Origin of the sequence: Nitratidesulfovibrio sp. D1, assembly GCF_051133415.1 — a bacterium.
Taxonomy (GTDB): Bacteria; Desulfobacterota; Desulfovibrionia; order Desulfovibrionales; family Desulfovibrionaceae; genus Cupidesulfovibrio.
In genome coordinates this window covers 567,752-581,132 of sequence record NZ_JBPGNZ010000002.1, presented here as the reverse complement: position 1 = coordinate 581,132, position 13,381 = coordinate 567,752, and the positions used below count along the sequence as shown (strand labels likewise).

Sequence of the window (13,381 nt, the reverse complement as noted above, 5' to 3'; positions counted from 1 at the left end):
AACGAAAACGCCCCCGCGTGCATGCACGCGGGGGCGTCGTGTTTCGTCTAGCCAGGGGCGGTCTCCAAATTAGGATTTTTGTTCGTTGGCAAGGAAAACGAGCCTGCCATAAGGGAGTATACTCTTATCGTATTCGACCGATATGGCAGGCGAAGTTTGACCGCGTTGCGCTCGATGCCCGTAACACTCGCAAGCTCGCGTAACGGGCACGCTTCGCGCCCTTCGGGTCGGTCAGCCAACGGGCAAAAAGACAATTTAGAGACAGCCACTATCCCGCGATGGTCTTGCGCAGGATGTCAAATGCCTCGTCGATGCCCGCCGGGTTGGTGCCCCCGGCCTGGGCCATGTCGGGCCGCCCGCCGCCGGAGCCGCCCACGGCGGCCGCCACGGCCTTGATCAGGGCCGGGGCGGTGAAGCGGTCGTGCAGGTCCTTGGAAACGGCCACGATCAGGCTCACCTTGTCGCCGTCGGGGGCGGCCAGGCAGGCGACGCCCGAGGGCAGCTTGGAGCGCACGTCGTCCATCAGGTCGCGCAGGGCCTTGACGTTGGGCACGTCCACCCTGGCGGCCAGCACCTTCACGCCGTTGATCTCGGCCAGTTCGTCCATGATGTTGCGGCCCTGGCCGGACGTGGCCTGGGCGCTGGCCTTTTCCAGGTCTTTGCGCAGGCCCTTCACGTCCTTTTGCAGGGCTTCCACGCGGGGCACGATCTCGCCGGGGCGGGCTTTCAGCAGCCCGGCCACCTGGCCCAGTTCGGCGCGCTGGTCCATGACCATGCGCAGGGCGTTCCAGCCGGTGATGGCCTCGATGCGGCGCACCCCGGCGGCCACGCCGCCCTCGGACAGGATCAGGAACAGCCCGGCCTGGCCGGTGGCGCGCAGGTGCGTGCCGCCGCACAGTTCCACCGACTCGTCGGCGATGGCCACCACGCGCACCTCGTCCCCGTACTTTTCGCCGAACAGGGCCATGGCCCCCCGGTTCAGCGCGGCGTCGTAGGCCATGTGGTCGGTTTCCAGGGGCAGGTCGGCCAGGATCACCCGGTTCACCTCGCGCTCCACGGCGGCGATTTCTTCCGGCGTCATGGCCGCGATGTGCGTGAAGTCGAAGCGCAGGCGGTCCGGGGCCACCAGCGAACCGGCCTGCTTGACGTGGTCGCCCAGCACGCGGCGCAGGGCGGCGTGCAGCAGGTGGGTACAGGTGTGGTTGCGGGCCGAGGCCACGCGCTCGTCCTCTTCCACTTGCAGGTGCACTTCCTGGTCAGGCAGCAGTTCGCCGTCCACGGTTTCGATCTGGTGCACCGTGAGTTCGGGCGAGGGCTTCAGGGTGTCCAGCACGCGGGCCTTGCCCGAGGGCGAGGCGATGGAGCCGAGGTCGCCCGTTTGCCCGCCCGACGCGCCGTAGAACGGGGTGCGGGTGGTCACCACGTAGCCCTTGGCGCCCTTGGGCAGCCCCTCGCTGGGCAGGCCCGAGGCGTCCAGCAGGGCCACCACGCGGCTGTCGCCCGCGAGGTGCTCGTAGCCGATGAATTCGGAACGCAAGCCCTCTTCGAGCAGGGCGTGGAAGCGCGAGGCGATGTCCGATTCGCCCGACCCCTTCCAGGCGGCCTTGGCGCGTTCCTTCTGTTCGGCCATCAGCGCGCGGAAGCCGTCCTCGTCCACCGTGAAGCCGCGCTTTTCCGCGATGTCGTTCACGATGTCCAGCGGAAAGCCGTAGGTGTCGTACAGCCTGAAGGCCACGTCGCCCGCCACGCGGGCGCTGCCCGCGCCGCGCAGGCTTTCCAGTTCTTCCTCCAGCAGGGCCAGACCCTTGTCCAGGGTGCGGTTGAAGCGCTCTTCCTCCTCGCGCACCACGCGGGCCATGAAGTCGGCGTTGCCGCGCAGTTCGGGGTAGTCGTCGCCCATCACCTCGACCACCTTCAGGGCGGTCTTGTGCAGGAAGGTGCCGGTCTGCCCGATGAGCCGCCCGAAGCGGTAGGCGCGGCGGATCAGGCGGCGCAGCACGTACCCGCGCCCCTCGTTGGAGGGCAGGATGCCGTCGGTGATCATGAACGCCACCGAACGGCTGTGGTCGGCGATGACGCGCAGGGCGGTGTCGGTTTCGTCGTTGGCGCGGTAGGACACCCCGGCGATTTCGCAGGTGTACTGGATGATGGCCTGGAACAGGTCGGTATCGAAGTTGGAGTACACGCCCTGGCACACGGCGGCGATGCGCTCCAGACCCATGCCCGTGTCGATGGAGGGCTTGGGCAGCGCGGTGCGGGTGCCGTCGGCGGCCTGGTCGTACTGCATGAACACCAGGTTCCAGATTTCCAGGTACCGGTCGCAGTCGCACTTGCCGATGCCGCAGTCCGGCCCGCAGGTCATGTGCTCGCCCTGGTCGATGAGGATTTCCGAGCACGGGCCGCAGGGGCCGGTATCGCCCATGGACCAGAAGTTGTCCTTTTCGCCCATGCGGTAGATGCGTTCGGCCGGGATGTCGGTGTGCGCAAGCCACAGGTCGCGCGCCTCGTCGTCGTCGCGGAACACGGTGGCGTACAGGCGTTCCTTGGGCAGCTTGAGGTCTTCGGTCAGGAACTTCCAGGCGAACTTGATGGCGTCTTCCTTGAAGTAGTCGCCGAACGAGAAGTTGCCCAGCATTTCGAAGAAGGTGTGGTGGCGCGCGGTGCGGCCCACGTTTTCGAGGTCGTTGTGCTTGCCGCCCACGCGCAGGCACTTCTGCGAGGTGGTGGCCCGCACGTAGCCGCGTTTTTCCTGGCCCAGGAAGATCTTCTTGAACTGCACCATCCCCGCGTTGGTGAACAGCAGCGAGGGGTCGTCCTTGGGCACGAGGGAAGAGGAGCGCACGATCTCGTGGCCCTGGGACCGGAAGAATTCAAGGAACCGGCGCCGGATTTCGTTGGCGGTTATCACTGGGTGTCTCCTGTGCGGAACGTATGGCGTCGCAGGCGCGGGGCGCGGCTAGAATTCGTCGTCGTCCATGGCCCCGGCGCTGTCGTCCGGGTCCACCACCTTGGCGGGCATCATGCCGAGGTGCTCGATGAGCTTGGCCTCCACGCTCTGGCGCAGGGCCTCGTTCTCCTCCAGCAGGGCGCGGACGTTCTCCTTGCCCTGGCCGAGCCGCTCGGAGCCGAAGGCGAACCACGAGCCGCTCTTTTCGATGATGCCCACGTCAGAGCCGAGGTCGATGAGTTCGCCGGTGCGCGAGATGCCCGTGCCGTACAGGATGTCGAACAGCGCTTCGCGGAAGGGCGGGGCCACCTTGTTCTTCACCACCTTGACCCTGGTGCGCGACCCGTAGACTTCTTCCTTGTCCTTCAGGGTCTGGATCTTGCGGATGTCCATGCGGATCGAGCTGTAGAACTTCAGCGCGTTGCCGCCGGTGGTGGTTTCCGGGTTGCCGTAGCCCATGGTGCCGATCTTCATACGGATCTGGTTGATGAAGATGACCGCCGTGCGCGACTTGTGGATGGTGCCGGTGAGCTTGCGCAGGGCGTGCGACATCAGGCGGGCCTGGCCGCCCACCTGCATTTCGCCCATGACGCCTTCCAGTTCCGCCTGGGGGATCAGCGCGGCCACCGAGTCGATGACCACGATGTCCACGGCGCTGGAACGCACCAGCATGTCGGCGATGTCCAGCGCCTGCTCGCCGAAGTCGGGCTGCGAGATGAGCAGTTCGTCGGTCTTCACGCCAAGGCGCCGGGCGTAGTTGGTGTCCAGCGCGTGTTCGGCGTCGATGAACGCGGCGGTGCCGCCCATCTTCTGGCATTCGGCGATGATGTGCAGGGCCAGCGTGGTCTTGCCCGAGGATTCCGGGCCGTAGATTTCCGATACGCGGCCGCGCGGGATGCCGCCCACGCCCAGGGCGAGGTCGAGCCCGATGGAGCCGGTGGGAATCACCGGAATGTTCACGTGGGCGGTGTCGGACAGTTTCATGACCGAGCCCTGTCCGTACTTGCGCTCGATGGTGCTGAGGGCCGTCGCGAGGGCTTCGCGGCGCATCTCTTCCGGCGTCAGCGCGGGTTTCTTCGCCATGTTATGGTCTCCGGGGTGGGATGATTGCGGGCGTCGACAGGTCTGGACCGCCGAAGCGGGCGTCAACGGGCGTCGATGGGCTTCACGGGGAATACCAGAAGGCGCGGCGGCGGGCAACGCCGGTCGCGCGGCTCCGGACGGCGGGGATGGGGGCGCTGCTTCCGGCCGCGCTCCGGCCCGCGCCCCTTGCCAACCCGCCCCCCGCGCCGTATGTCACCCCCCATGGAACGCAAACGCTATGACGCCGTGGCCCTGTTGTCCGGCGGTCTCGATTCGATTCTGGCGGTGAAGGTCATCGAGGAGCAGGGGCTTGCGGTCAAGTGCCTGCACTTCGTCTCGCCGTTCTTCGGCAAGCCCGGCAAGGTGAAGCACTGGGAGGCCGTGCACGGCCTGGACATCGCCGCCGTGGACGTGGGCGAAGCCTTCGCCGCGCTGCTGCGCGAACGCCCCGCGCACGGTTTCGGCAAGGTGCTGAACCCCTGCGTGGACTGCAAGATACTTCTGGTGTCCCGCGCCCGCGAACTGATGGAGCGCTACGGGGCCTCGTTCATCATCACCGGAGAAGTGCTGGGCCAACGCCCCATGTCGCAGCGCCGCGACACCCTGAACGTCATCCGGCGCGACGCCGGGGTCAAGGAACTGCTGCTGCGCCCCCTGTGCGCCCTGAAGCTGGACCCCACCCCGGCCGAGGAATCCGGCCTGGTGGACCGCAGCCGCCTGCACGGCATCTTCGGGCGCGGCCGCAAGGAACAGATGGCCCTGGCCGAAAAGTACGGCCTGACCGAAATTCCCACCCCCGCCGGGGGCTGCAAGCTGGCCGAGCGCGAAAACGCCCGCCGCTACTGGCCGGTGCTGGTCCACGCCCCCCACGCCACGGCCGCCGAGTTCAAGCTGGCCAACATCGGGCGGCAATACTGGGCCGGGCCGCACTGGCTGTCCATCGGCCGCCACCAGGCCGACAACGAAGCGCTGGTGCGCTTCGCCTTTCCGTCGGACCTGCACTTCAAGGTGGCGGGCTTTCCCGGCCCGCTGGCCATCGGACGGCAGTTCGACGGCAGGGCCTGGGACGCCGGGGTGGTGCGCGACGCGGCGGCCTTCGTGGCCTCGTTCTCTCCGAAAGCGGTGCGCGAGGGCACCCCGGTCACCGTGCGCGTGGCCGGGCCGGACGGCATGGCCGAGGTGACCGTCACCCCCGCCCGGACCACCTCGCTGGGCTGGGGCGAACTGAACTGGCAGGGCGTGCGCGAGGAAATCCGCGCCGATGCCCGCGCCCGCGCGCTGCCCGTGCCCGAGGGCAACGACGACGGCCCCGACGGGCAGTCGGAGTAGCCCCGGAAACTGCCGGCCGGGTGTTCCGCCGGGCAGTGCATCCGCCGGAAATTCCTCAAGCGTGGTACTGAAAAGTACGACCATGATTGCACCGTTCACAGGCGGCGCTCGCGCATGCGAGTGCCGCTTCTTTTTGGTATGGTCTGCCATTTCGCACCGTTGCGCGCCGCTGCCGGATCGCGGGGTGCGCACGGGCGGTCCGGGCCACACAAATATCTTGATAAAGAAGGGGGATGTGTCTAATGAGGGGTGCCCGGATCGCCCGGAGCTCACATTGCAAGGAAACAGTGCACATGGCGAAACAGATCACCACCGCCCGCGACGGCTTCGCGACGCGCCTCGGCGTGCTCGCGGCCACCCTCGGCTCGGCCGTGGGCCTCGGCAACATCTGGAAGTTCCCGGCCCTTACCGGGCAGAACGGCGGCGCGTCGTTCCTGCTGGTGTACGTGCTGGCCACCTTGCTGGTCGGCCTGCCGGTGATGATATCCGAAATCATGCTCGGCCGCCGCGCCCGGGCTAACGCGGTGGGCACCTTCCGCCAGCTTGCCCCCAAGGGCCAGCCCTGGCATCTGGTGGGTTTTTCGGGCGTCATCGCGGCGTTCCTGATCATGGGCTTCTACACCGACGTGGCCGGGTGGGTGTTCGCCTACATCTTCAAGGCCCTGTCCGGCGAAATCGCCACCACCGACCCGGCCGTGGCCGCCAAGGCCTTCGAAGGGCTGGTGGGCGACCCGGTGCAGTCGCTGCTGTGGCAGTGGGGCGTGCTGGTGCTGATCAGCGTCATCATCATCGCCGGGGTGGCGCAGGGCATCGAGCGCACCACCAAGGTGCTCATGCCCGTGCTGCTCCTGCTGCTGGTGGCGGTGTGCGCGCGCAGCCTCACCCTGCCCAAGGCAGGCGAGGGCCTGGCCTTCCTGTTCACGCCTGACTTCGCCAAGATCACCCCCGGCGTCATCCTGATGGCGCTGGGCCTCGCCTTCTTCAAGCTGTCCATCGGCATGGGCACCATGACCACCTACGGCAGCTACTTCCGCAACGACCAGGACATTCCACTGACGGCCACCCGCGTCATGCTGTGCGACCTGACCATCTCCATCCTGGCGGGCATGGCGGTGTTCCCCGCCGTGTTCAACTTCGGCTTCGAGCCCAGCGCCGGGCCCAGCCTGCTGTTCATGACCATTCCCGCCGTGTTCACCTCGCTGCCGGGCGGCCAGGTGTTCATGGTCATCTTCTTCTGCCTCACCGCCATCGCCGCCACCGGCGCCATGCTCTCGCTGCTGGAAGTGCCCGTGGCCTGGCTGGCCGAATCGTTCGGCATGCCGCGCACGCGGGCCACCATCCTCACCTCGGTGACGCTGGCCATCATCGGCATTCCGGCCACGCTGTCCATGTCCACCATGGCCGACGTGAAGCTCTTCGGCATGACCGTGTTCGACCTGTACGACTTCCTGTCGTCCAACGTGCTGCTGCCCGTGGGCGGCATCTTCATCTGCCTGTTCGCGGGCTGGGTGTGGGGCGCGGCCAACGTGAAGACGGAACTGTCCAACCGGGGACAGTTGGTCAACGGGGCCATCATTTCCGCGTTCCTCACCGTGGTGCGCTGGGTGAGCCCGGTGCTGGTCTTGTTGGTTCTTCTCAAGGGCCTCAAGGTCTTCTAGCGCGCGTTGAAAACGCGCAGTACGCGGGCAATGGCGGCGTCAAACCGTTTTTTTGCTCCGGTCGAGTACGGGAAGAGTACACTCCCGTCGCAAAAAAACGGTTTTCCTTGCCCTTGCCGCACGTCCTGCGCGTTTTCGGAAAGCCGCTGAGCCTGCGCGAAAGCCGAGAAACGGAAATGCCGCCGTGCGCAGGCGCGGCACATGGCAACTCCAACAGCCGGATTGCCGGATCATGGATGATAAAGGCCCCGCTTCGGCGGGGCCTTTCGCGTTGGCAGGGAGGGGGGAACCCTGCGTGGACGCGCGGAAACCATGGGAGAGAGAAGGGTGCGGGTGGATGGAGGGGGCTACCACTCCTTGCGGCCGCCCGCGTAGGGCTTGGCCAGCCCGCGCTGGATGAGCGCGGTGGCGATGTCGCCTCCGTCGGCCTCCACGTCGGCCAGCAGGCGGAAGTACTTGTCGCGGCGCAGGTTGCGCAGGGTCACCGTGCTGCCCGGTGCGGCCATATGCAGGGTCAGTTCGCGGGCGCGGCGGGAAAGTTCGCGCAGTTCGGCGCGCGGGTCGCGTTTTTCCGGGGTGTCGCACCCGGCGATGCGCACGCTGACGGACCGGCCCGCCACGGGCGGGTAGCCGGGGATGTCCACCACCAGGGTGTCGCCGTCGGGCACGCGCAGCACCACGGCCAGCGCGTCGCCGAAGACTTCCCCGGCCCGGCAGGCGGAATCGCCCGTGTCCGCCAGCAGCGGCGGGCACAGCAGGAGCAGGGCCAGAAGCCCGGCGCGGAGCATGCGGGCAAGAAATGTGCGGCGCATGCGTATTTAAAAATCTATATCAGAAAAAATGCAAGGGGGGGGCGCAACTCGGGACGTGCTGCGGCAGTGCCGCGGGTGACGGAATACACGGCGGGACCCGGCATCCGGCGGCGGTGCGACACCGCCGCCGCGCGTCCGGCCCCTGTTCGGCCCCCGTCCGGCCCAGTCTGGCACGAAAAGGAATGGAACTTGCTGTAGTTTCGGCGGAAGGAGAAAAAAATGCCCCGGCGGCATTGCCACCGGGGCGGAACAGGCAGCGGCGGGGGCGCGCGCCCAAGGCGTCAGCCGAAGATTTCCTCCTTGGTCACCGCCTCGGCCTTGATGCGGTCCAGCAGTTCCGCGAACACGGCCTTGACGTTTTCGCGGATGTCGCCCGCCACGACAAGGAACAGCACGTCGTCGCCGGGGGCCAGTTCGCCCTCCACGGCGTCGGCAAGGATGCGGAAGATGCCGGGGCGCTCCGACAGTTCGCGGCATATTTCATTGATGCGCTGGCGGTCGGGGGTTACCCTGATGGCGACCACGTTGTGCTTGTCCTTGCGCGACCAGCCGCGCACCACGCCGTTGTGCACCAGCACCATGCCGACGTGGTCGGCGAAGCCCGGTTCCTTCTTCAGGTCCGCGAGGGCCTTGGTAACGTCCATTCGTCACTCCGTATCAGGGTAGTTCCCTGGTTAGCCGTATCCAGAGGTTCGGATGCCCCAGTTGCAATCGTTGCTGCGCCGCCTGCCGGAGTTCCGCGAATCGCGCATGAGCGCCGCGGGCCTTGCCCTGTGGCTGAACTGGCAGGGCGACATCAACCCCGCCGTGCCGCAGACCCTGCAGGACTACGGCGGCATGACCATCGCCGCCGAGCGCGACCAGTCGTTGTGGTTCTTCTTCTCGGCAGACGTGTTCCTGGCGCTGGCGCGGCTGGAGATATGGGGCAAGTTCAACTCGCTGCCCGTGGCGGTGCAGGTGCTGCCCGCGCGCCTGCTGCTGGGCATGAAGCGCGAGATATCCCTGTCGCTGGAAAACGTGCTGACCACGCAGGAACTCATCTCCCCGCAGGAATTCCAGGTGTGGGTGCACCCCCGCGCCCGCGAGATGGGCACCGGCGTGCCGGGCCTGTCCTTCGAGAAGGCGGCGGCCCTGCGCGGCATGGTGCCCGCCGAGTGGAGCCTGCTGCGGGCCGACTCGCGCCTGCCGTACCAGTCCACCACCGGATGGTACTCGGTGCTGCGCCCCCTGGGCAACCCCCTGGACAAGGGATTCCAGGCGGGCTGGCGGGCCATGTTCGGCGAGATCGAGGAAATCCTCAAGCGCCACAAGTTCAAGTACATCCTGCACGAATCCTTCCTCATCTTTCCGCTGGAAAACCTGCGCCTGTACCGCCAGTGGTGCCGCGACCTCCTGCAACGCGTGCGCGAGGTGAAGGAACAGCGCCCCGACGCCTACTGGCCGTGCGTCAGCGCCATCGTGGACCGCAAGGGGTTGAACTTCAACAACGAGTTGCCCCGCAAGATCGCCCTGGACTGGGACCAGCTGGTGCCCGACTACCCGCACACCAGCTTCCGCAACGCCTACCTGCTGGGCGAGGGCTTCACCATCCACGAGGTGCGCTTTTCGGTCGAGCACAGCAGCATGGACGACTGGTGCAACGTGGGTCTTGCCGACGACGGCCAGGAGGCGGGTTCGCTGCCGGTGGTGGTCTCCACCCGCGCGGTGGCGGGCAGCCATCCGTGCTGCTTCTACTGCGGCATGCGCAACCACGAGGTCACCGCCTGCCCCACCCGCAAGCTGGACACGCTGACCCCCAGCGTGTGGCGCGACGTGGCCCTGCTGGACTTCGAAACCCTGAACCGGGGTTTCCAGATCATCGACGGGCAACTGGCGGGCGACATCGGCGAAGGGTTCGCCGCGCTGCTTGCTTCCGAGGGCGCGGAAGGCATCGTGACCCGCGCCATGTTCGACATCGGCAGCGCGGCGCAGCACCGCATGGTGCGCCGCATGTGGCTGGCGCGCGGCAAGGACTATCCCAAGGGGCTCGACGAACTGGCCCCCAGGGACGACAACCCCGTGTGGGGCGTGCTGGAAGCCATTCGCCACGGCGAGCCCGTGGCGCTGGAGCGCGAACTGGGCCAGATCCAGATCAAGAACCCGCGCGACTACCGCAACCGGACCATGCTGGGCTACGTGGCGCTGGAGCGTGGCGACCTGCTGCGCGCCGCCTCGCTGTGGAAGGAGGCGGAAACCCTGGCCTCCTCGCCGTTGCAGCAGGCTTGGCACATCTTTTTGCAGGCCCGCCTGCAAGAGGTGCAGGGCAAGTACCAGCCCGCCACCCAGTTGTACCGGCAGGTGGTGCGGCTGTGCCCGCAGTGGTCCGACGCGGAGTACCGGCAGGCCGTGTGCCACGTGAAGATGGGCTTCGTGGAGCAGGCCACGGCGCAGTTGCTGGCCCTGATCGGCCAGGACCCCAACGTGTTCAACCGCGTGCTGCTGGACCCGGAACTGGAGCGCGGCCACCTGCACCTGCTTACGGCGCTGCACGTGCCGTGGGCCGAGGCCGAGAACCGCGTGGAAGAGGAAAAGGAAGGGCTGTCGCGCCTGCGCGGCGAGGTGTCCACCTGGTTCAGCGACGAACACCCCTTCGCCACGCAGACCGACGTGCGCGTGGCCAACCTGATCCGCATGTCCGAAATCCGCAACTTCGTGCCGTACCAGACCGTGATCCACGGCCGCTCGCAGTTGGAAAAGGATCTGCAACTGCGCATCAACCGCGAGGTCAAGGACCTGAAGACCCGGTTCCAGGGCTACATGACCCGGCTGATGTACGTGCGCGACGAGGCGGCATGGTTCCCGTTTCCGCGCATCCTTGTGGAATTCAACAAGAACTACAATCTGTGCGCCGCCAACCTGAACTGGGCGCTGAAGAACAACCTGCAAGTGGCGGAGACCTTCAAGCGGGCCCACACCGTGGCCGAAGCCGAGGACGAGCGCTTGCAGAAGCTGGAATCGCGCCTGAAGTTCCTGCGGGTGGTGCGGGATTCCACGCTGTTCCTGCTGCTGCTGGGGCGCAGCTTTCTGTGGATGGAGATCATCGGCCTGCTGCTGATCCTGGTGGTGCTGCCGCTCAGCCTGTACTACGGCGAACGCGCCGGGGCCGCCTGGGCCACGGGGCTCATCAGCACCCAGAAGTGGCAGTTGCAGAAGGGGTTCATCCTCATCCTGTCCATCGTGGCGCTGGGGCTGGCCGCCCTGCGCACGGCCCTGGTCTTCGAGAAGAAGAAGGAAAAGCTGTTCAGCGAGGCCCGCGAGAAGGGCAAGAAGAAAAAGAAGTAGACGCGCCGGGGCGGGTCACTGTTCCACGCCCTTCATGGCCAGGCTCACCCGGCCGCGCGCCCGGTCCACGTCCAGCACGCGCACCCGCACCGTGCGGCCGGGGGCCACCACTTCGGCCGGGTCGCGCACGAAACGGTCGGACAACTGGCTGACGTGCACCAGCCCGTCGCGGTGCACGCCCACGTCCACGAACGCCCCGAAGGCGGTGACGTTGGTGACGATGCCCGGCAGCACCATGCCCGGTTCGAGGTCGTCGGGCGAATGCACCCCCTCGGCGAAGCGGAACGGGGTGAAGGCCGGGCGCGGGTCGCGTCCCGGCCGGGCCAGTTCGGCCAGGATGTCGGTGAGCGTGGGCAGCCCCACCTCGCCGGAAACGTACCGCTCCGGCCGGATGCGCCCGCGCAGGTCATCGCGGCGCAGCAGGTCGGCCACCGCGCAGCCCAGGTCCGTGGCCATGTCGGCCACCAGGGCGTAGCGTTCCGGGTGCACCGCGCTGGCGTCCAGCGGGTTGCCGCCGCGCACGCGCAAAAAGCCCGCCGCCTGCTCGAAGGCCTTGGGGCCAAGGCGCGGCACCTTCAGCAGGTCTTTCCGGGTGCGGAAGGGGCCGTTCTGTGCCCGGTGGGCCACGATGTTGCGGGCCAGCACCGGGCCGATGCCGGAAACGTGGGCCAGCAGTTCCGGGCTGGCCGTGTTGGCGTCCACGCCCACGGCGTTGACGCACGAGGCCACCACCTCGTCCAGGGCGCGGCGCAGGGCGGCCTGGTCCACGTCGTGCTGGTACTGGCCCACGCCCAGCGAGCGCGGGTCGATCTTCACCAGTTCCGCCAGCGGGTCCATGAGCCGCCGTCCGATGGACACGGCCCCGCGCACGGTCAGGTCGTGCTCCGGAAATTCGCGCCGCGCCGCCTCTGACGCGGAATACACCGAGGCCCCGGTCTCGTTCACCAGCACCACGTCCACCCCGGCGGGCAGGCCCGCGCCGCGCGCAAAGGCCTCGGTCTCGCGCCCGGCGGTGCCGTTGCCCACGGCCACCACCTCGATGGCGTATTTCGCGCAGCAGTCGCGCAGGGTGCGCGCGGCGCGCTCGGCCCCGGCGTCGCCGGTGAGGGGATGGATCACCTCGTGGTGCAGCAGCGCGCCCTGCGCGTCGAGGCAGACCAGCTTGGCCCCGGTGCGCCAGCCGGGGTCCAGCGCCAGCACGCGGCGGCCGCCCAGGGGCGGGGCCATGATCAGTTCGCGCAGGTTGGCGGCGAACACGCCGATGGCCTGCGCCTCGGCCCGTTCGCGCAGTGCGGTGCGCAGTTCGTTTTCCAGCGAGGGGGCCAGCAACCGCTTCCAGGCGTCCGCAAGCGCCGCGTCCACCTGCCCGGCGGCCGATTCCGGCCGGGCAGAGGGGACGCCCGGCAGGTCGGCGCGGCGGCGCAGGATGTCCAGCGCGTCGGGGTCTTCCGGGCGCACGGCCACGGACAGGAAACCCTCGCGTTCGCCGCGCAGCATGGCCAGCAACCGGTGCGAGGGCATGGCGGCGGCGCGTTCCTCGTGGCCGAACCAGTCGGCGTAGGTGGCGCCTTCCGCCTCCTTGCCGGGCACGGCCTTGGCGCGCAGCACGGCGCGGCGCGCGAACAGGTCGCGCAGCGCACCGCGCAGGGGGGCGGATTCCGCGAAATTTTCGGCCAGGATGTCGCGGGCGCCCGCCAGGGCGGCTTCCGCGTCGGGGACGGCCAGTTCCGGGTCCGTGCCGTGCGGCGTGACGTAGGGGGCGGCCAGCGCGCGGGCGTCCGCCGAAGGCCGTGCCGTGCGCAGGGCTTCCGCCAGCGGGGCCAGGCCGCGCCGCCGGGCCTTTTCCGCGCGGGTGACGCGCTTGGGCCGGTAGGGCAGGTACACGTCCTCCAGCGCCGTGAGGGTGGTGGCCCCGGCAACGGCCTTGGCCAGTTGCGGGGTGAGCAGCCCGCGCTCCTCCAGCGAGGCCAGCACGGCGGCGCGCCGCTTGTCCAGTTCGCGCGCCTTTTCCAGCGCGTCGCGCACCGCCGCCACCTGCACCTCGTCCAGGCTGCCGGTGGCTTCCTTGCGGTAGCGGGCGATGAACGGGATGGTGGCCCCCTCGTCCAGCAGGGCCACCACGGCGGCCACGCCGGACACCGGCAGGACCAGCGCGGCGGCCAGGGCTGCCGGGGCGGAGGCGGCGGAAGCGGAAACGGTGTCCGGGAGTTCTGGCGTCACGGTATATTCCT

Annotated in this window: 9 protein-coding genes; 3 read left to right on the top strand and 6 right to left on the bottom strand. The window is 68.2% G+C overall.

The features are described from left to right. Window positions 1-268 precede the first annotated feature (268 nt). Window positions 269-2,908 carry an alanine--tRNA ligase gene (alaS, locus tag ACR4XJ_RS05635; protein ID WP_434754283.1) on the bottom strand — a complete coding sequence of 880 codons (2,640 nt, stop codon included), beginning with the start codon at window positions 2,906-2,908 and terminating at the stop codon, window positions 269-271. A gap of 48 nt (window positions 2,909-2,956) precedes the next feature. Beyond that, window positions 2,957-4,030 (bottom strand): recombinase RecA, encoded by a 1,074-nt coding sequence (recA, locus tag ACR4XJ_RS05630; protein WP_434754282.1) that lies wholly within the window; start codon window positions 4,028-4,030, stop codon window positions 2,957-2,959. Window positions 4,031-4,252: 222 nt separating this feature from the next. Between recA and ACR4XJ_RS05625 the strand changes: the two genes are divergently transcribed. After that, the gene (locus tag ACR4XJ_RS05625) at window positions 4,253-5,359 is read left to right on the top strand and encodes a tRNA(5-methylaminomethyl-2-thiouridylate) methyltransferase (protein ID WP_434754281.1); all 1,107 of its coding nucleotides are present in this window, start codon (window positions 4,253-4,255) and stop codon (window positions 5,357-5,359) included. A gap of 293 nt (window positions 5,360-5,652) precedes the next feature. Beyond that, window positions 5,653-7,017, top strand: a complete 1,365-nt coding sequence (locus ACR4XJ_RS05620) for a sodium-dependent transporter (protein ID WP_434754280.1) — start codon at window positions 5,653-5,655, stop codon at window positions 7,015-7,017. On the opposite strand, the gene ACR4XJ_RS05615 is transcribed toward ACR4XJ_RS05620, so the two are convergent. From ACR4XJ_RS05615 to ACR4XJ_RS05605, 3 genes are all read right to left on the bottom strand, one after another. Continuing rightward, window positions 7,014-7,220: a hypothetical protein gene (locus ACR4XJ_RS05615; protein ID WP_434754279.1), complete on the bottom strand. Its 207-nt coding sequence runs from the start codon at window positions 7,218-7,220 to the stop codon at window positions 7,014-7,016. The genes ACR4XJ_RS05620 and ACR4XJ_RS05615 overlap by 4 nt on opposite strands. Before the next feature lie 144 nt (window positions 7,221-7,364). Further along, window positions 7,365-7,829: a thermonuclease family protein gene (locus ACR4XJ_RS05610; RefSeq protein WP_434754278.1), complete on the bottom strand. Its 465-nt coding sequence runs from the start codon at window positions 7,827-7,829 to the stop codon at window positions 7,365-7,367. Window positions 7,830-8,110: 281 nt separating this feature from the next. Then, window positions 8,111-8,473, bottom strand: a complete 363-nt coding sequence (locus tag ACR4XJ_RS05605; RefSeq protein ID WP_434754277.1) for a molybdenum cofactor biosynthesis protein MoaE — start codon at window positions 8,471-8,473, stop codon at window positions 8,111-8,113. Between the two features lie 52 nt (window positions 8,474-8,525). Here ACR4XJ_RS05605 and ACR4XJ_RS05600 point away from each other — a divergent pair, with 52 nt between their 5' ends. Further along, on the top strand, window positions 8,526-11,150 hold the full coding sequence (locus ACR4XJ_RS05600; protein WP_434754276.1) for a tetratricopeptide repeat protein: 2,625 nt from the start codon (window positions 8,526-8,528) through the stop codon (window positions 11,148-11,150). A 15-nt stretch (window positions 11,151-11,165) separates the two neighbouring features. On the opposite strand, the gene ACR4XJ_RS05595 is transcribed toward ACR4XJ_RS05600, so the two are convergent. Next, window positions 11,166-13,370 carry a Tex family protein gene (locus tag ACR4XJ_RS05595; RefSeq protein ID WP_434754275.1) on the bottom strand — a complete coding sequence of 735 codons (2,205 nt, stop codon included), beginning with the start codon at window positions 13,368-13,370 and terminating at the stop codon, window positions 11,166-11,168. Window positions 13,371-13,381 lie beyond the last annotated feature (11 nt).

Excerpts from the sequence above, each read along its gene's own strand:
- recA (WP_434754282.1), bottom strand. The coding sequence starts at position 4,030 with ATGGCGAAGAAACCCGCGCTGACGCCGGAAGAGATGCGCCGCGAAGCC.
- ACR4XJ_RS05625 (WP_434754281.1), top strand. The coding sequence starts at position 4,253 with ATGGAACGCAAACGCTATGACGCCGTGGCCCTGTTGTCCGGCGGTCTC.
- ACR4XJ_RS05620 (WP_434754280.1), top strand. The coding sequence starts at position 5,653 with ATGGCGAAACAGATCACCACCGCCCGCGACGGCTTCGCGACGCGCCTC.
- ACR4XJ_RS05615 (WP_434754279.1), bottom strand. The coding sequence starts at position 7,220 with ATGTGCCGCGCCTGCGCACGGCGGCATTTCCGTTTCTCGGCTTTCGCG.
- ACR4XJ_RS05610 (WP_434754278.1), bottom strand. The coding sequence starts at position 7,829 with ATGCGCCGCACATTTCTTGCCCGCATGCTCCGCGCCGGGCTTCTGGCC.
- ACR4XJ_RS05605 (WP_434754277.1), bottom strand. The coding sequence starts at position 8,473 with ATGGACGTTACCAAGGCCCTCGCGGACCTGAAGAAGGAACCGGGCTTC.
- ACR4XJ_RS05600 (WP_434754276.1), top strand. The coding sequence starts at position 8,526 with ATGCCCCAGTTGCAATCGTTGCTGCGCCGCCTGCCGGAGTTCCGCGAA.